The organism is Mycetohabitans endofungorum, assembly GCF_037477895.1.
Lineage (GTDB): Bacteria > Pseudomonadota > Gammaproteobacteria > Burkholderiales > Burkholderiaceae > Mycetohabitans.
Genome location: NZ_CP132744.1, coordinates 1,599,574 through 1,616,977, shown reverse-complemented (window position 1 = coordinate 1,616,977; position 17,404 = coordinate 1,599,574). Strand labels below are relative to the sequence as shown.

The window sequence follows — 17,404 nt, the reverse complement described above, 5'->3', positions numbered from 1 at the left end:
CGTCAACCCGCGCCGTCAGTCGACCAGCGCGCGGGCTTCGGCGACCTGCGAGCGGTATGCCTCGAAGATCTTGCGCAGCGCGTCGTCCATCGACAGCGTTGGCGCCCAAGCCAGATCCTGCTTCGTATTGTCGATCTTCGGCACGCGGTTTTGCACGTCCTGGTAGCCGGTGCCGTAATAGGCGCTCGACGAGGTTTCTACCAGTTTCACCTGTTGTGCAGACTGCGCATATTCGGGGTACTCTGCCGCCAGCGCCAGCATTTTGTCGGCCAGATCGCGCACCGAGAAATTGTTGTGTGGATTGCCGATATTATAGATTTTGCCGGTCGCGATGCCGGCCGGATTCTCGATAATCCGCACCAGCGCTGAGATGCCGTCGTCGATGTCGGTGAACGCGCGTTTTTGCGCGCCGCCGTCGACCAGGCTAATGTTCTCGCCCCGCACGATATGGCCGAGGAACTGCGTGACCACGCGCGATGATCCCTCCTTCGGCGTGTGGATCGTGTCCAGTCCCGGGCCGATCCAGTTGAACGGGCGAAACAGCGTGAAATTCAGGCCCTCCATGCCGTAGCCCCAAATCACGCGGTCCATCAACTGCTTCGAGCATGCGTAGATCCAGCGCGGCTTGTTGATCGGGCCGTAGATCAACGGCGAGGCTTCCGGGTCGAACTCGCCATCGGTGCACATGCCGTACACCTCGGAAGTGGACGGAAAGACCAGATGTTTGCCGTATTTGACCGCTGAGCGCACAATCGGCATGTTGGCCTCAAAATCAAGCTCGAACACGCGCAGCGGCTGTTTTACATAGGTGGCTGGCGTGGCGATCGCGACCAACGGCAGGATCACGTCACACTTGCGGATGTGATACTCGACCCATTCCTTGTTGATCGTGATGTCGCCTTCGAAGAAGTGCATTCGCGGATGCTGCGTCAGACCGCCCAGACGATCCTTCTGCATGTCCATCCCATAGACTTCCCAATCGGTGGTTTCGAGGATGCGCTTGGACAGGTGATGGCCGATGAAGCCGTTGATGCCGAGGATCAGGACTTTTTTCATGAATGCGATGAGGATTGAGTAAGGCGCAGGAACGTTGCCGCGTCGATGACGCGCTCGTCGTGCGTAGGACCGGAGGCGTTGCAGCCAACATGGCGCAGTTCGCGGATCGCCAGCGCGCGGCCATCGCCGCACACGCCAAATAGCGCATTATCGCAAACCTGCAAGCCTGGCGGCAATGTCGCGGTGCTGGCCGCGTTATGATGCGCAAGCCGGGCCGCAGCGACGATAAAGCGCTCGCCGCTGACGTCGGTGAATGCGCCCGGATACGGCGGTGCGACCGCGCGCACCAGGTTGTAGACCTGTTGTGCGGGCAGGCTCCAGTCAATGCGGCCATCCTCGGGCCTGCGCCCACCAAAATAGCTGCCCGCGGCCAGATCGTTCGGCAGCCGCGGTGCGTCGCCGGCCAGCAGGGCCGGTAGCACCCGCCACAACGTCTGCTCGGCGGCCACCGTCACCTTATCGAATACCTGGCTCGCGGTATCGTCCGGCAGGATCGGCACTGGCGTCTGCGCGACGATCGCCCCGGCGTCCGGCTTGGCCGTCATCTCGTGCAGCGTGGCGCCCGTCTCGGTTTCACCGTTGAGCACGGCCCAGTTGGTTGGCACGCGGCCACGGTACTTCGGTAGCAGCGAGCCGTGCAGGTTGAATGCGCCGCGTGGCGCCAGTGTGAGCAGGTCAGCTGGCAGCATGTGCCGGTAGTAGAACGAAAACAGAAAATCTGGCTGCACCGCGCGTACGGCCTCGACCAACTCCGGCGCGTGCGAATCGGCGGGCGTGATCACCGGCAATCCGTAGTCGGCCGCGACCGCCGCCACGCTTTCGAACCAAATGCGCTCTTGCGGATTGTCTTGGTGTGTGACGACGAGCGCGACGTCCACGCCGCGCGCGAGTAGCACGCGCAGGCAGCGTGCGCCGACATTGTGATACGCGAAGACGACGGCGCGCGCGTTCATTGGCCGCGCTCCACCGTACCATCTGCGTCGCACTTCACCGTGCCATCTGCGTGCTCGCCGCGCGCGACGTGCTGCACCGGGGGAGCCGGCGCGCGGTCATGCGTTGGTGCATCGCTGTCGCGCTGCTGCAGCACCGCCTGCACCAAATAGCGTGGCCGCGCGCGCACTTGCTGGTAGATCCGGCCGATGTATTCACCGAGCAGGCCGAGCGCGAAAATGATCACGCCGAGCAGAAAGAACGTGATCGCGAACAGCGTGAACACGCCTTGAACTTCCGCGCCAATGATGAAGCGCCGCACCAGCAGCAGCAGGAACAGCGCCGCGGAGCCGCTGGACAGGATCACGCCGACGAACGACAGCCATTGCAGCGGCACCACCGAGAAGCCGGTGACCAAGTCGAAGTTCAACCGAATCAAGCTGTACAGCGAATACTTCGATTCGCCGGCGAAACGCTCCTCGTGCGATACCTCGATCTCGACCGGATTTTGCGCGAACGTGTAGGCGAGCGCCGGGATGAACGTGTTGATCTCGCCGCACAGGTTGATCGTGTCGATGATGCGGCGGCTGTACGCGCGCAGCATGCAACCTTGGTCGGCCATCCGGATCCGCGTGATGCGCTCGCGCAACCGGTTCATCGCGGCCGACGCCTTGCGGCGGAACAGGCTGTCGCGCCGCTGCAGCCGGACCGTGCCGACGTAGTCGTGGCCCTCGCGCATCTTGGCCACCAGCTTGCCGATTTCCTCCGGTGGATTCTGCAAGTCCGCATCGAGTGTAATCACGATGTCGCCGCGCGTCTGCTCGAACCCGGCGAGGATCGCCATGTGTTGCCCGTAATTACCGTTGAGCAGCACGACACGGGTGGTGTCTGGGCGCGTGTGGTACTGCTCGGCCAGCATCGCGGCCGAGCGATCACGACTGCCGTCGTTAATGAAAATCACTTCGTAGGTCAAGTCCAGCGCGTCCAGCGCCGGATAGAGCCGCGCAAACAGTGCGGCCAGGCCCGCCTCCTCGTTGTAGACGGGGATCACGACGGACAGTTCAGGTTTATTCATTGTTGATGACGGTGAATAATCTCGTTGACGGCTTGCACGACGCGCGACACGTCAGCCATTGTCATTTGCGGAAACAGCGGCAGCGTGACGATCGCCCGCCCAACGCGCTCTGCGTGTGGGAACATGCCTGGGCCGAAGCCCCGTTCCCGGTATAGCTTAAATAGGTGGATCGGCGGATAGTGCACGCCAGTGCCGATACCGCGCTCCTTCATCTGCGCCATGAAATCGGCGCGCTCGATCGTAAGCCGCTCCAATGGCAGCACGATCTGAAACATGTGCCAATTTGAGTTCGTGAAGTCTGCGGGCGGCAACTCCACGCCGGCGGCCATGGCCGCGCCGCCGGCGAAATGCTCAAAATACGCGCGCGCCAGCGCGCGGCGCTGCGCGGTGATTTCGTCCAGGCGGGCCAGCGAGCCCAACCCGACACGCGCAGCGACATCAGTCAAATTGTACTTGCCGCCGAGCACGTCGCATTCCATTCCGTCAAAGCCGGTGCGCGTGATGCCCTGCAGCCGATACTTTTCGGCGAGCCGTGCTTCGTCATCGTGGTTCATCACCAGCGCACCGCCCTCGATCGATGTGATGTTCTTGTTCGCATGGAAGCTGAATGACACGAAGTCGCCGCACGTGCCGACGCGCCGGCCGTTCCAGCTTGAGCCGAGCGCCTGTGCGGCGTCCTCGACCACGCGCAACCGGTGCGTGCGCGCGATCGCATGGAGCCGCTCCAGGTCCATCGGCATCCCGGCCAAATACACTGGGATGATCGCGCGCGTGCGCGGCGTGATGGCGGCCTCGAGCTTGTCCAGATCCAGGTTTCGGGTGATCGGGTCGATGTCGGCGAATATCGGGGTCGCGCCCACCTCGCAGATCACGTTGCTGGTGGACACCCATGACAGCGGCGTGGTGATCACTTCGTCGCCGGTCCCGATGCCGGCGATGCGCAGTGCGATTTCCATCGTGCAGGTGCCCGAATTGAAGGTTCGCACCGGCCGGCCGCAGTACTTGGACAGCGCTGCTTCGAAACGGGCGTTTTGCGGGCCGGTCGTGATCCAGCCGCTGCGCAGCACATCGACGACGCCGGCAATCGTCTCCTCATCGACGTGCGGCCGCACGAACGGCAAAAAGGGCAAGGAGGTTTCGCTCATGGTATGTATGATCTAGTTCTCTCAGGAGGCTGGATGGGCTCAACCGCGCGCCAGCACGACCACGCCGAATAGAATGATACCGATGCCGACGAGGCGCTGTACCGACATGACCTCGCCGAACAGGTACCAGGCCGCTACCGCATTGACCGCGTAGCCGAGCGACAACATCGGGTAGGCGATCGACACGTCTACGCGCGACAGCCCGAGGATCCAGACGACGACGCTGACGACATAGCATGCCAACCCGCCAATGATCGGCCACTGCGTGACTAGTCGCACGCTGATCGGCACGATGTTTGCCGCCGAGAATTCAAAATGACCGACCGCATTCACCCCGGCCTTGAGCAACAGCTGCGCGCACGTGTTGAGCAGCACGCCGGAAAGAATGCACGCAAGGGAAATCGGATTCATCTAGGCTCGGCTTACAGTTGAGGTTTGGCGACGACGACGCGCCGCGTGTCGCGCGCAATCACCTGCATCGGCACGCCGGCGGCGGCCAGTTGCCCGTACAGCGATGGCGGCAACAACGCCAGTGCGGGTCCGGGCTCATGCCACCGGGCGCGCCACTGGTCAATCGTCGGAATCCACTTGCTTGGCTCGATCGTTGCGCCGAACCATAGCTCATCTGCGTGCTGGACCATGATGGTCGTGTGGCGGACATAGAACGGCAGCGTATGGTCGAGCATGTCCACCGAGTAGAACGGCGTGTCGGCCGGCAGCTTCGCCAGCTCTGCCCGGACCGCCGGTGCGAGCAGGGCGCCGCTGCTTTGTCGTCCGAACACCTCGTGGCCATTGCCGCCGATGGCGCCGAGCAGGAACCAGCCGATGCCGAACACAACGATGCTCGTTGCCGTTGGCGCGGCATGCGGTGCGGCGCCGGGCGGCAGCGCGCGCCGCCGCACGAGCCAGCTGGCAAGCAGCGTCAGCACGAGGCCGACGCCGATGGCGATCTCAACCCAGACGATGAATTCGCGATACAGCGCGTTCGGCGTCTTCGCGTCGCCCTGTCCGATCAGCGCGAAGTACGCCGCCACAGCCGCTATGGCCAGGAGCGCTGCGTAGCCGAGCAGGTGCCGCTGCCATTGCGCGCGCGTGATCCCCGGCAGGTACAGGCCGATCACCAGGGCCAGCGCCGGCGCCACGGGCAGCGTGTACGAAATCAGCTTCGAATGCGACGCGCTAAAGAACAGGAAGATGAACGCGGACCACACCAGCAGCAGTGTGACTGGCGCGAAGCCGTTCTGCTGGCGCGGCATCCGCCAACCCTGGCGCACGCTCTGTGCGGCGATCGAGACCCAAGGTAGGAAGCCCGTAAGCAGCACGCCAGCAAAATAATAGAATGGCCCGGGCCGGTTTTGCGCGGGTGTCAGGTAGCGCTCGAACTGCTGGACGATGAAAAAATAATGGAAGAACTCTGGATTGTTGCGTTGCACGAGCACGAACCATGGCAGCACGATCCCGGCAAAGACCAGCGCGCCGCTGATCAGGTAGAGCCGTTTCCACACCGCCCAGTCACGCGCCACCACGGTGTAGACCACCAGCGCCGCGCCCGGCAGGATCAACCCAACCAGGCCCTTGGACAGGACCGCCAGCGCCATTGACGCCCAGCACAGCCACATCCAGCCACGTCGTGCGCGGGCCGGCAGGTGCGCGCGTTGGGCCAGCAGTAGCGAGCACAGCGTCAGTGCCATCCAAAACGCCAGGCCTGTGTCTAGCACGTTGAAGTGGCCCATCAGATTCCAGTATGGCGACGCGGCCAGCACCAGTGCCGCCATCAGCCCGGCAGCCGGATTGAACACGCGCGCGCCGGTGTAGCCCACCAGCAGGATGCCGGCAAAACCGCATAGCGCCGTATAGAGCCGCGCCTGCCACTCGCCCAGGCCGAACCAGGCGAACGTGATGGCGTTGAACCAGGTTTGCAGCGGCGGCTTCTCGAAATACTTATACCCGTTGTAGCGCGGGGTGATCCAGTCGCCGGTGACGAGCATCTCGCGCGCCATTTCCGCGTAGCGTCCCTCGTCGCTCGGGATCAGGTGGCGCCAGTTCAATTGCAGGAACCATACGAGCGCGAACAGCAGCATGAGCGGCAGCAGGGCCGCTGGCGACAGCGGCAACGCGCGCGTGTTGCTGGAGGCGCTGGGCGGGACGGTCGATGGCGCCGTCGGCCGCATCGGGTCGAGCAAATCTTGCATCAGCTATCCGTTTTTCAGAGAGTGTGGAGTCGTAGTAGACGCGCGCATGGGCACGCCCGCTTGTCATGGACCGTGGTGCGGGTTAATGGGCCGCCGCATGGTGGCTCGCGCTCATGGTTTTTCGATCAGCAGCACGAGCGCGACCTTGCGGCCCTCGGCCATCAGAATGTTATAGGTGCGGCACGCGGCCTGGAAATCCATCGCCTCAATACCGATGCGCCGGCGCGACAGCGCCACGGTCAGCCGCGGGTGCACGAAGCGCAGCCGTGCGCCGGTCCCAAAAATCACGACCTCGACACCGGATTCGCCGGCGGACTCAACCAGTGAGTCAAAATGCTCGGGCGTGAGTGCATCGAACGAGGACACTGGCCACGGCGCGACCGGCGCCTGCGGGAAGACCAGAATGCTGTGCTCGTAGCGTTGCAGATTGACGTCGACATAGTCAGCGCCATAACCGGTTACGGTATTCAGGGCGTCGGCAGAATCCTGGTGTAATTTCAATGCAACGTTCCATGTGCGCCCGCCGTATGCGGCAGGCGAGACGGTTGGTGCGAGTTATGGGACAATGGCAACGACTCGCGCAGGCCCGGCGAGTTCCGCGCGCGGCACGTGCGGCCGCCACGGGCGAGTCACCCGCGATCTTTTGATGCATTGCGGAACTACGCCAGAATCCGCTAAATTATACCCTTTGTGTCCGTTAAGCCCGCTAGATCGCGCGAGCGGCGCCGCGCCAGCGGGCGATGTGCGGCCCGGCGCCCCGGCCGCCATCCGGCGATGGCCAAGTTCTAGCGTGAGCGCCGATTCCTCTCTTACCGAAGCGTTGGCCGTGAAGCCCATCCTGAAATCGAATAAGTTGTCAAACGTCTGTTACGACATACGCGGGCCCGTGCTCGACGAGGCCAAGCGCCTCGAGGAAGAGGGGCACCGGATCATTAAGCTGAACATCGGCAATCTTGCTGCGTTCGGCTTTGACGCGCCTGAGGAGATTATCACCGACATGATCCGCAACCTGCCGGAGTCGTCCGGCTATTCGGATTCGAAGGGTGTGTTCGCAGCGCGTAAATCCATCATGCACTACACGCAGCAAAAGGGTATCGCCGGCGTCAAGCTCGAAGACGTTTTCATTGGCAATGGCGCGTCCGAGTTGATCGTGATGGCGATGCAAGGCTTGCTCAATGATGGCGACGAGGTGCTGTTGCCAGCGCCGGACTACCCGTTGTGGACCGCGGCGGTCAGTCTGTCGGGCGGCACGCCGGTTCACTACCGGTGCGACGAGTACAACGGCTGGCTGCCGGATCTGGACGATATGCGTGCGAAGATCTCGCCGAATACGCGCGCCCTGGTGATCATTAACCCGAACAATCCGACCGGCGCGCTGTACCCGGACGATCTCTTGCAGGCGATGCTCGAGCTTGCACGCCAGCACCAGCTGATCGTGTTCTCCGACGAGGTCTACGACAAGATCGTCTACGACGGCGGTGTGCACACGTCGGTCGGCGCGCTCTCGCAGGACGTGCTCACCGTCACGTTCAACAGCTTGTCCAAGAGCTACCGGTCTTGCGGCTACCGGGCCGGTTGGATGGTGGTGTCCGGCGACAAGCGGCATGCGAGCGACTATCTGGAAGGGCTCGGCATCCTCGCATCGATGCGGCTGTGCGCGAACGTGCCGGGCCAATATGCGATCCAGACCGCGCTGGGCGGCTACCAGAGCATCAACGAGCTGATCCAGCCGGGCGGGCGCCTGTACAAGCAGCGCGAGCTTGCCTACGATATGCTCAGCGCGATTCCAGGCGTGTCGGTCGTCAAGCCGAAGGCGGCCTTATACATGTTTCCCAGGCTGGATCCGGCTGTCTATCCGGTGCGCGACGACCAGCAACTGATTCTGGAACTGTTGCAGCAAGAGCGGGTGCTGCTGGTGCAGGGCACCGGATTCAACTGGCCCGCTCCTGACCATTTCCGGGTCGTATTCCTACCCAGCGTCGATGACCTGAGCGATTCGCTGAGTCGTGTCGCACGGTTTCTCGACGGCTACCGCAAGCGTACGGGCGCGTGAAGCGCGTCGCGCGCGTTGCGCCCCCTTTTAATGACCATGACACACGCGGGATGATGGAACCGATCAAAGTAGGATTGTTGGGCTTTGGCACGGTCGGCAGTGGCACGTTCAACGTGTTGCGCCGCAACCAGGAAGAAATCAGCCGTCGGGCCGGCCGCGGAATCGAAATCACGCGCGTCGCGGTGCGCAATCCGGCCAAGGCGCAGCAGGTGCTGGGCGATGCGCTCGGCACGGTGGCGCTGACGTCGGACTTTGCCGCGGTGGTCGACGATCCGTCGCTGGACATCATTGCGGAAATGATTGGTGGCACTGACATCGCCCGCGAACTCGTGCTGCGTGCGATCCACAACGGCAAGCATGTGGTGACGGCCAACAAGGCGTTGCTCGCGGTGCATGGAACCGAAATCTTTGAGGCGGCGCGCGCCAAGGGCGTGATGGTCGCGTTCGAAGCGGCGGTAGCCGGCGGCATCCCGATCATCAAGGCGTTGCGCGAGGGTCTGACGGCGAACCGTATCCAGTATATCGCTGGCGTCATCAACGGCACCACTAACTTCATCCTGTCTGAGATGCGCGAGCGCGGCCTGGATTTCACGACCGCGCTGGCTGACGCTCAGCGGCTCGGCTACGCGGAGGCCGACCCGACATTCGACATCGAGGGGATTGACGCCGCACACAAGGCCACGATCATGGCGGCGATCGCATTCGGCGTGCCGGTGCAGTTCGAGCGTGCCTATGTCGAGGGCATTACCCGGCTGGACGCGCTGGATATTCGCTACGCGGAGGAACTTGGCTACCGGATCAAGCTGCTCGGCATTGCGCGGCGCACCACGCAAGGCATCGAGTTGCGCGTGCATCCGACGCTGATTCCGGCCAAGCGGCTGATCGCGAACGTGCAGGGCGCGATGAACGCGGTCCTGGTCTACGGCGATGCGGTGGGCGCAACACTGTACTATGGCAAGGGGGCGGGTGCCGAGCCGACGGCGTCGGCCGTGGTTGCCGACCTGGTCGACGTCACGCGGCTGCACACGGCGGATCCCAACAATCGCGTGCCGCATCTGGCATTCCAACCGGACCGGTTGGCGACCACGCCGATTCTGCCAATCGACGAGGTCACCAGCAGCTACTACTTGCGGCTGCGTGTCGCGGACCAGACCGGCGTGCTTGCTGACATCACGCGCATCCTCGCGGCCCTAGGCATCTCGATCGATGCGCTGCTGCAAAAGGAGTCGGAGGTCGTCGACGCAAACCGGGCGGGCGAGACCGATATCATCCTGATCACGCACGAGACGCGGGAGAAGAACATCAATACGGCGATTTCTCGTATCGAAGCGTTGTCCACGGTGCGCTCGGGCGTGACCCGGCTGCGCATGGAAGCGTTGAACTGACGCCGACGCTAATCGCTTCGGCCGGTAGCCGGAGCGCCAGGAGCCTTCCCGAATGAACTACATTTCCACACGCGGCGCCGGGCTCGGCGAGCGCCATTCGTTTTCCGACATCCTACTCGGCGGTCTTGCGAAGGATGGTGGCCTGTATTTGCCGGCGCATTATCCGCGTGTGTCCGACGCCGAGTTGTCCCGCTGGCGTACGCTGTCCTATGCGGACCTGGCATTTGAGGTCCTCGCGAAATTCTGCGATGACATGCCGGCTGACGACTTGCGGGCGCTGACGCGGCGCACCTATCGTGCCGACGTATACTCAAATGTGCGCGACGGCAGCGATGCGCAGCGCATCACGCCGCTTAAGACGCTGGGTATCGAGGGTGGCGCGCCGCTGGCGCTGCTCGAGCTGTCCAACGGCCCGACGCTCGCGTTCAAAGACATGGCGATGCAGTTGCTCGGCAACCTGTTCGAGCACGCGTTGGCGCGTCAGGGCCAGCAATTGAACATCCTTGGCGCGACGTCTGGCGACACCGGCAGCGCCGCCGAATACGCGATGCGCGGTAAGCGAGGTGTGCGCGTGTTTATGCTGTCGCCGCATCGCAAGATGAGCGCGTTCCAGACCGCGCAGATGTTCAGCCTGCAGGATCCGAATATTTTCAATATCGCGGTCGAAGGGGTGTTCGACGATTGCCAGGACATTGTCAAGGCCGTCTCAAACGACCACGCGTTCAAGGCCCGCTACCAAATCGGTACGGTCAACTCGATCAACTGGGCCCGGGTCGTCGCACAGGTTGTCTACTATTTTCGAGGCTATTTCGAGGCGACGCGCGGCAACGATCAGCGCGTGTCGTTTACAGTCCCGTCGGGCAATTTCGGCAATGTGTGCGCCGGTCACATCGCGCGGATGATGGGCTTGCCGATCGACAAGCTGGTGGTTGCCACCAACGAGAACGACGTGCTTGACGAGTTCTTCCGCACCGGTAATTATCGCGTGCGCGCCGCGGCTGAAACCCACCATACGACCAGTCCCAGCATGGACATCTCAAAGGCGTCGAACTTCGAGCGCTTCGTCTTTGACTTACTGGACCGCGATTCGGCGCGCGTGTTGCAGTTGTTCCGCGACGTCGAGGCCAAGGGCGGGTTCGACTTGGCTGCGTCGGGCGATTTTGCCCGCGTGCGCGAGTTCGGTTTCGTGTCCGGTCGCAGCACGCACGCGGACCGAATCGCGACGATCCGCGACGTCCACCGTCGCTACCAGGCGATAATCGACACGCATACGGCGGACGGCGTGAAGGTGGCGCGCGAATACCTGGAGCCGGGGGTGCCAATGATCGTGCTCGAGACCGCGCAACCGATCAAGTTCGGCGCTACGATCCGCGAGGCGCTGGATCGGGATCCTCCGCGTCCGTCGGCCTTTGACGGACTGGAGGCGTTGCCGCAGCGTTTCACCGTGTTGCCGGCCGACGCTGCGCGCGTGAAGGACTTCATTCGCGCGCAGATCGACGGCTAGGCGGCGTACCGGTGCGGCGCCGGGGCTACAATACGTTTTTATCCGTCAACATCCGGCCCGACTCCGATGTCGATCCCGAACGATACTGCGCCGGTGGTGGGCGCTAGTCAAACGGCCTGCACCGCCACGACTACGGGCGCTGCTCGCCCGCCACTGCTGGCCACGCAGGACGCACTTGCGCAACTGCTGGCCGCGGCATTTCCATTATGCGCGCAGCCCGACGCAATCGAGACCGTACCGACGCAGGACGCGCTGAACCGCGTGTTAGCCACTGACATTCACTCGGCGCTCGATGTGCCGCCGGCCGACATCAGCGCGATGGACGGCTACGCAGTGCGGGCCGGCGACGTCGTGGCTGGCCGGCCGATGCGCGTGTCGCAACGCGTGCCAGCCGGGTATGCGCCCGGTGGCGCGCTTGAGGCCGGCACCGCCGCGCGCGTTTTCACCGGAGCGCAACTACCCGCGGGCGCTGACACGGTCGTGATACAGGAGCAGGCACAGGCACAGGCGCACGGCGAGACGGTCGCGTTCGATGCAGCGCCGCCAATGGGCGACTGGATCAACCGGCGTGGTTCGGATATCCGCAAGGATGCGGTGATTTTGCCTGCCGGCATGCGGCTAACGCCGCAGGCGTTGGGCCTGGCCGCGTCGGTCGGCTATGCGACGCTGCCGGTCGCGCGCCGGCCGAGGGTCGCGATAGCCTTCACCGGCGACGAGTTGACGATGCCTGGCGAGCCATTGCGTGAAGGCGCAATCTACAATTCGAGCCGGTTCACGCTCGGTGGGCTGCTGGCCGCACTCGGCTGCGACGTGACGGACCTGGGCATCGTGCCGGACCGGCTCGATGCGACGCGCGACGCGCTGCGCGAGGCGGCGCTCGCGCATGACCTGATCCTCACCTCCGGCGGCGTATCGGTGGGCGAAGAGGATCACGTGCGGGCCGCGGTTCAAGCTGAAGGTTCGCTGCACCTGTGGCAGATTGCGATGAAGCCGGGCAAGCCGTTTGCGTTCGGCACGGTGCACCGACCAGCGGCCGCGGGATCGCTGGGCGCCGATGCGCCGCACGACGCAGCGTTCTTTATTGGCTTGCCCGGTAATCCGGTGTCCAGCTTCGTGACATTCCTGTTGTTCGTGCGCCCGTTTATCCTACGCCTGGCCGGCACAGGATGCGTCGAGCCTCGTGTGCTGCATATGCGCGCCGATTTTACGCAAAAAAAGGCGGATCGCCGCAATGAATTCCTGCGCGCACGGATCAACGACGCTGGGGGACTCGACCTGTTCCCAAACCAGAGTTCGGCGGTGCTGACATCCACGGTGTGGGGGGACGGATTGATTGACAATCCGCCCGGGCACGCGATTCAGGCGGGCGAGATGGTGCGTTTCCTGCCCTTCTCGACGCTGCTGGCGTGACGGCGTGGCAGAGCGACGGTGAGGGACCGCGCGGCGGAAACAGGATTTTCAACGGTCAATGGCAATGAAGATCGAACTGAGGTTTTTTGCAAGTGTGCGCGAGGCGGTCGGCACGGACGCGGAAACGGTTGACGTACCGGACAGCATCAACACGGTCGGCGACGTGCGCGCGTGGCTATGCTCGCGCGGCGGCGCGTGGGCAAGCGCACTGGCGGGCACGCGCCCGTTGCGCATGGCGTGCGACCACGTCATGACCGATCCGTCGACGCGACTGACTGACGGCTGCGAGGTGGCATTTTTTCCACCTGTCACCGGTGGGTGACATGGCAGCGGCCGGGCGGGGTAACGTGGAGGATGGGATGACAGTCAGCGTGCAAGCGCACGATTTCGACGTGACGACGGAACTCGCCCGGCTGCGTGCGCGCCATCCACGCATCGGCGCGGTGGTCAGCTTCGTGGGTACCGTGCGCGAGTTGAGCGACGGCGAGTCAATCAGCGCGTTGGAACTCGAGCACTATCCGGGCATGACCGAACGGGCGTTGGAGGCCATTGTTGCCGAAGCCGAGCGCCGCTGGGCGGGCATTGACGTGCGTGTGGTGCACCGGCACGGGCGGCTCGACGCGGGTGAGCAGATCGTGCTGGTCGCGGTCGCGGCTGCGCATCGCGGCGACGCGTTTGCCGCCTGTGAGTTCGTGATGGACTACTTAAAATCTAACGCGCCTTTTTGGAAAAAGGAGTGCACTGGGCAAGGCGAGCGCTGGGTCGAGGCGCGCACCGACGACGACGCGGCGCTCGCGCGCTGGGGCATTGCGTCGCACAACGCGGCGAAGGGTCCACTTGCCGACGATCAGTGAACGGCGCCACGCTCGCCGCGGCGCGGCGCGATTCGCTCGAGCAGCGCCTTCTGCTCCGGCGGCACCTGATATTGCCAGCCGAAGCGGCCCAGCTGCAGGCTTTCCGCGATGCGCAGCGCCGGCTCCATCAGCTTGAGCGCCGCGGCGGGCTCGAACAGATGCTCGACCGTGTCCAGGAACAGGTACAGCCAGCGGCTGAAGTGCTCGGGCTCGATATCTTTCAGTGGCAGGTGGGCCAGTTGCACATTGCCCTTGTAGCGCTTGGCGCCCAGCGCGATGCTGGCCCAAAAGTCGCACATTTTTGCTAGGTGCGGGTCCCATGCGTCGCCGATCGCCTGCGCGAAGATCGGTCCCAGCATGTCGTCCGCCCGCACGCGTGCATAGAAGCGGTGGACCAGCGAATGGATGCCTGCTTCGTCCAAGATGGCAAGGTGGCTCGCTACGGCGTCGGATTCGGGATTGACCATGATGTCATGTTGTCAGCAGAGGGATCGCATTGTGGCAGCGCAGCGGATCAGCGGCGCAACGCGGCCGGCACGACATGGCACAGCATGGCATGGCATGGCGCGCAAACCCGTGCCTGTGGCAGTAAGATACCGGAGGCGGTACCGGGGCGGCAGCATGTTGCTGCGCCAGCCCTTATTTTGCACCATGGAGCATAAGCCGGGATACTCGTTTGCGATTGACCGATTTCACCGACTATGCGTTTCGCGTGATCCTGTACCTGTCGGTGCACGACGACGGATTGTCCACGATTCAGCAGATATCCGATGCGTACCAGGTGTCGAAGAACCATTTAATGAAGGTCGTGCAACTGCTCGGCGAGCGAGGCTGGTTCGACATGGTGCGCGGGCGCAACGGTGGCTTGCGGCTGGCGCCCCATGCTCGGACGCTAACGGTCGGCACAGATTGTGCGCGCCACCGAGAACGATTTTGCGCTGGTTGCCTGTTGGGGGCCGATGTCCGTCATGCATGCGCCATTGAGCCGCATTGTCAACTCAAGGTCGTAATGGTCGCAGCGCTTCAGGCGTTTCTAGCCGAGCTTGACAAGCACACGGAGGCTGAGTGGAGTCAGTCGAGTGCACCACTCGCGCACGCGCTGGGCTTGATCACGCTCACCCCGGGCGCTTGAAAAGCCCCATCCGGACCTCAAGTTATGAGGCAACCAAGCATTGGAGGTCTTCATGAGGATCGACAAACTGACTACGAAGTTCCAGGAGGCGCTCGCGGACGCACAAAGCCTTGCTGTAGGACGCGACAACCAGTATATCGAGCCGCTGCACGTACTTGCGGCGCTGCTCGCGCAGCCCGATGGCGCGGCCCGCTCGCTGTTGTCGCGCGCCGGTGTGCATGTGCAGGCGCTGCAGGCCGCGCTTGGCGCGGCGTTGGAGCGGTTGCCGCAGGTGCATGGCACCGACGGCAATGTGCAAGTGAGCCGCGAGTTAAGCGGCTTGTTGAACCAGGCGGACAAGGAAGCGCAGAAGTACAGCGACGCGTATATCGCCAGCGAGATGTTTCTGCTCGCGCTCGCTGACGACAAGGGCGACGCCGGCCGGCTCGCGCGCGAGCATGGCCTGACCCGCAAGGCGCTGGAGGCTGCCGTCGCGGCGGTGCGCGGCAACGCGCAGGTCAACAGCCAGGATGCCGAGAGCCAGCGTGAGGCGCTAAAGAAATACACAGTGGACCTGACCGAGCGTGCGAGCGCCGGCAAGCTGGATCCGGTGATCGGCCGCGATGACGAGATCCGCCGCGCGATCCAGATTCTGCAGCGCCGCACGAAGAACAACCCGGTGTTGATCGGCGAGCCGGGGGTGGGCAAGACCGCGATCGTCGAAGGTCTCGCGCAGCGCATCGTCAATGGTGAGGTGCCCGAGACACTGAAAGACAAGCGGGTGCTGGCGTTGGACATGGCCGCGCTGTTGGCCGGCGCCAAGTATCGCGGCGAATTCGAGGAGCGGCTCAAGGCGGTGCTCAGCGACATTGCGAAGGATGAGGGGCGCACGATCGTGTTCATCGACGAGATTCACACGATGGTCGGCGCAGGCAAGGCGGAAGGTGCGATCGACGCGGGCAACATGCTCAAGCCGGCACTCGCGCGCGGCGAGTTGCATTGCATCGGTGCAACGACGCTGGATGAATACCGCCGATACATCGAAAAAGACGCGGCGCTTGAGCGGCGCTTTCAGAAGGTGCTGGTCGATGAGCCGTCGGTCGAGGCAACCATTGCGATCCTGCGAGGGTTACAGGAAAAGTACGAGCTGCATCACAAGGTCGAGATCACGGATCCGGCCATTGTCGCGGCCGCCGAGCTGTCGCACCGCTATATCACCGACCGTTTTCTGCCGGACAAGGCGATCGACTTAATCGACGAGGCGGCGTCCAAGATCAAGATGGAGATCGACTCGAAGCCCGAGGCGATGGACCGGCTCGACCGTCGGCTGATCCAGTTGAAGATTGAGCGCGAGGCGGTGAAGAAGGAAACGGACGAGGCATCGCAGAAGCGGCTTGGGTTGATCGAGGACGAGATCGCGCGGCTCGAGCGCGAATACGCAGATCTCGAGGAGATTTGGACGGCGGAGAAATCCGCCGTGCAGGGCGGCGCGCACCTGAAGGAAGAGATCGACAAGACCCGCGCAGAAATCGTGCGGCTGCAGCGCGAGGGTAAGCTGGATAAGGTCGCCGAGTTGCAATACGGCACGTTGCCGCAGTTGGAGGCGCAACTGAAGGCCGTTACCCAGGCCGAGGCCGGTACGTCCAAGAGCGACAAGCCGCGGTTGCTGCGCACGCAAGTGGGCGCCGAGGAGATTGCCGAGGTCGTATCGCGCGCCACCGGTATCCCGGTCGCGCGGATGATGCAGGGCGAGCGCGAGAAGCTGTTGCAGATCGAGGTGAAGCTGCATGAACGCGTGGTCGGCCAGGACGAGGCGATCAGTGCGGTGGCCGACGCGATCCGCCGTTCGCGGGCAGGCTTGGCCGACCCGAACCGACCGTATGGTTCGTTCCTGTTCCTTGGCCCGACGGGGGTTGGCAAGACCGAGCTGTGCAAGGCGTTGGCGGCGTTCCTGTTCGATGCCGAGGACCACTTGATCCGCATCGACATGAGCGAGTTCATGGAAAAGCACAGCGTCGCGCGGCTGATCGGCGCGCCGCCCGGTTATGTTGGCTATGAGGAAGGCGGCTACTTGACCGAGGCCGTGCGGCGCAAGCCGTACAGTGTGATCTTGCTCGATGAAATCGAGAAGGCGCATCCGGACGTGTTTAACGTGCTGCTGCAAGTGCTCGACGACGGCCGCATGACCGATGGCCAGGGCCGCACGGTGGATTTTAAGAACACCGTGATTGTGATGACGTCGAATCTCGGCTCGCAGCAGATCCAGTCGATGGTCGGCGAGCCTCATGCGGCGGTGCGCGATGCGGTCTGGGAAGAAGTCAAGCAACATTTCCGGCCCGAGTTCCTGAATCGGATCGATGAGGTCGTCGTCTTCCACGGCCTGGATCGCAGCCATATTCGCTCGATCGCGAAGATCCAGTTGCAGCGGCTCACCGAACGACTGGCGAAGATGGACATGCAACTGGACGTGTCGGATGCGGCACTCGAGCACATCGGCAAGGTCGGCTACGATCCGTTGTTCGGTGCGCGGCCGCTCAAGCGCGCGATCCAGCAGGAGATTGAGAACCCGATCGCCAAGCTGATCCTCGGTGGCCGGTTTGGTCCGAAGGACCTGATCCCGGTCGACTTCGAGGATGGCAAGTTCGTGTTCGAACGGGTCGTGCACTGATGGGGCGCTGATGCGGGGGCG

Annotated in this window: 16 protein-coding genes; 8 read left to right on the top strand and 8 right to left on the bottom strand. The window is 63.5% G+C overall.

All coding sequences use genetic code 11. The features are described 5' to 3' along the window. Window positions 1-15 precede the first annotated feature (15 nt). The 7 genes from RA167_RS06940 to RA167_RS06910 form a co-directional block, all read right to left on the bottom strand. On the bottom strand, window positions 16-1,056 hold the full coding sequence (locus RA167_RS06940) for a bifunctional UDP-4-keto-pentose/UDP-xylose synthase (protein WP_076784995.1): 1,041 nt from the start codon (window positions 1,054-1,056) through the stop codon (window positions 16-18). After that, a complete protein-coding gene (locus tag RA167_RS06935; protein ID WP_076784994.1) occupies window positions 1,053-2,009 on the bottom strand; it encodes a formyltransferase in 957 nt (318 codons plus the stop codon). The genes RA167_RS06940 and RA167_RS06935 overlap by 4 nt, the downstream gene beginning before the upstream one ends. Continuing rightward, on the bottom strand, window positions 2,006-3,061 hold the full coding sequence (locus RA167_RS06930) for a glycosyltransferase (RefSeq protein WP_076784993.1): 1,056 nt from the start codon (window positions 3,059-3,061) through the stop codon (window positions 2,006-2,008). Before RA167_RS06930 ends, RA167_RS06935 begins: the two co-directional genes overlap by 4 nt. Further along, complete coding sequence (locus RA167_RS06925; RefSeq protein ID WP_076784992.1) at window positions 3,058-4,206, bottom strand: DegT/DnrJ/EryC1/StrS family aminotransferase; 1,149 nt, start codon at window positions 4,204-4,206, stop codon at window positions 3,058-3,060. Before RA167_RS06925 ends, RA167_RS06930 begins: the two co-directional genes overlap by 4 nt. Window positions 4,207-4,245: 39 nt before the next feature. After that, the gene (locus RA167_RS06920) at window positions 4,246-4,617 is read right to left on the bottom strand and encodes an SMR family transporter (RefSeq protein WP_076784991.1); all 372 of its coding nucleotides are present in this window, start codon (window positions 4,615-4,617) and stop codon (window positions 4,246-4,248) included. Window positions 4,618-4,628: 11 nt separating this feature from the next. Further along, window positions 4,629-6,398: a glycosyltransferase family 39 protein gene (locus tag RA167_RS06915; RefSeq protein WP_083705951.1), complete on the bottom strand. Its 1,770-nt coding sequence runs from the start codon at window positions 6,396-6,398 to the stop codon at window positions 4,629-4,631. Window positions 6,399-6,509: 111 nt separating this feature from the next. Beyond that, a complete protein-coding gene (locus RA167_RS06910) occupies window positions 6,510-6,899 on the bottom strand; it encodes an Mth938-like domain-containing protein (protein WP_076784990.1) in 390 nt (129 codons plus the stop codon). A gap of 325 nt (window positions 6,900-7,224) precedes the next feature. On the opposite strand from RA167_RS06910, the gene RA167_RS06905 reads away from it, so the two are divergent. The 6 genes from RA167_RS06905 to RA167_RS06880 all read left to right on the top strand — a co-directional run bounded on the left by RA167_RS06905 (window position 7,225) and on the right by RA167_RS06880 (window position 13,604). After that, entirely contained in the window at window positions 7,225-8,451 is a 1,227-nt protein-coding gene (locus RA167_RS06905) for a pyridoxal phosphate-dependent aminotransferase (RefSeq protein WP_175972455.1), read from the top strand. Between the two features lie 53 nt (window positions 8,452-8,504). Then, window positions 8,505-9,836 (top strand): homoserine dehydrogenase, encoded by a 1,332-nt coding sequence (locus RA167_RS06900; RefSeq protein WP_076787176.1) that lies wholly within the window; start codon window positions 8,505-8,507, stop codon window positions 9,834-9,836. A 52-nt stretch (window positions 9,837-9,888) separates the two neighbouring features. Further along, window positions 9,889-11,340, top strand: coding sequence for a threonine synthase (gene thrC / locus RA167_RS06895; protein WP_076784988.1), 1,452 nt, complete (start codon window positions 9,889-9,891; stop codon window positions 11,338-11,340). 153 nt (window positions 11,341-11,493) lie between these two features. Continuing rightward, complete coding sequence (gene glp / locus RA167_RS06890; protein WP_076787174.1) at window positions 11,494-12,750, top strand: gephyrin-like molybdotransferase Glp; 1,257 nt, start codon at window positions 11,494-11,496, stop codon at window positions 12,748-12,750. Window positions 12,751-12,814: 64 nt separating this feature from the next. After that, window positions 12,815-13,072 (top strand): molybdopterin converting factor subunit 1, encoded by a 258-nt coding sequence (moaD, locus tag RA167_RS06885; RefSeq protein ID WP_076784987.1) that lies wholly within the window; start codon window positions 12,815-12,817, stop codon window positions 13,070-13,072. A 37-nt stretch (window positions 13,073-13,109) separates the two neighbouring features. Beyond that, entirely contained in the window at window positions 13,110-13,604 is a 495-nt protein-coding gene (locus RA167_RS06880; protein WP_076787172.1) for a molybdenum cofactor biosynthesis protein MoaE, read from the top strand. Here RA167_RS06880 and RA167_RS06875 read toward each other — a convergent pair. Beyond that, window positions 13,598-14,071, bottom strand: coding sequence for a group III truncated hemoglobin (locus RA167_RS06875; protein WP_076784986.1), 474 nt, complete (start codon window positions 14,069-14,071; stop codon window positions 13,598-13,600). The two genes, RA167_RS06880 and RA167_RS06875, sit on opposite strands and share 7 nt — an antisense overlap. 215 nt (window positions 14,072-14,286) lie before the next feature. On the opposite strand from RA167_RS06875, the gene RA167_RS06870 reads away from it, so the two are divergent. Continuing rightward, the gene (locus RA167_RS06870) at window positions 14,287-14,736 is read left to right on the top strand and encodes an Rrf2 family transcriptional regulator (protein ID WP_338876570.1); all 450 of its coding nucleotides are present in this window, start codon (window positions 14,287-14,289) and stop codon (window positions 14,734-14,736) included. A gap of 52 nt (window positions 14,737-14,788) precedes the next feature. After that, a complete protein-coding gene (clpB, locus tag RA167_RS06865) occupies window positions 14,789-17,383 on the top strand; it encodes an ATP-dependent chaperone ClpB (protein ID WP_076784985.1) in 2,595 nt (864 codons plus the stop codon). Window positions 17,384-17,404: the final 21 nt, after the last annotated feature.

Excerpts from the sequence above, each read along its gene's own strand:
- RA167_RS06880 (WP_076787172.1), top strand. The coding sequence starts at position 13,110 with ATGACAGTCAGCGTGCAAGCGCACGATTTCGACGTGACGACGGAACTC.
- RA167_RS06920 (WP_076784991.1), bottom strand. The coding sequence starts at position 4,617 with ATGAATCCGATTTCCCTTGCGTGCATTCTTTCCGGCGTGCTGCTCAAC.
- RA167_RS06915 (WP_083705951.1), bottom strand. The coding sequence starts at position 6,398 with ATGCAAGATTTGCTCGACCCGATGCGGCCGACGGCGCCATCGACCGTC.
- clpB (WP_076784985.1), top strand. The coding sequence starts at position 14,789 with ATGAGGATCGACAAACTGACTACGAAGTTCCAGGAGGCGCTCGCGGAC.
- RA167_RS06900 (WP_076787176.1), top strand. The coding sequence starts at position 8,505 with ATGGAACCGATCAAAGTAGGATTGTTGGGCTTTGGCACGGTCGGCAGT.
- RA167_RS06875 (WP_076784986.1), bottom strand. The coding sequence starts at position 14,071 with ATGGTCAATCCCGAATCCGACGCCGTAGCGAGCCACCTTGCCATCTTG.
- RA167_RS06935 (WP_076784994.1), bottom strand. The coding sequence starts at position 2,009 with ATGAACGCGCGCGCCGTCGTCTTCGCGTATCACAATGTCGGCGCACGC.
- moaD (WP_076784987.1), top strand. The coding sequence starts at position 12,815 with ATGAAGATCGAACTGAGGTTTTTTGCAAGTGTGCGCGAGGCGGTCGGC.
- RA167_RS06930 (WP_076784993.1), bottom strand. The coding sequence starts at position 3,061 with ATGAATAAACCTGAACTGTCCGTCGTGATCCCCGTCTACAACGAGGAG.
- RA167_RS06925 (WP_076784992.1), bottom strand. The coding sequence starts at position 4,206 with ATGAGCGAAACCTCCTTGCCCTTTTTGCCGTTCGTGCGGCCGCACGTC.
- thrC (WP_076784988.1), top strand. The coding sequence starts at position 9,889 with ATGAACTACATTTCCACACGCGGCGCCGGGCTCGGCGAGCGCCATTCG.
- RA167_RS06940 (WP_076784995.1), bottom strand. The coding sequence starts at position 1,056 with ATGAAAAAAGTCCTGATCCTCGGCATCAACGGCTTCATCGGCCATCAC.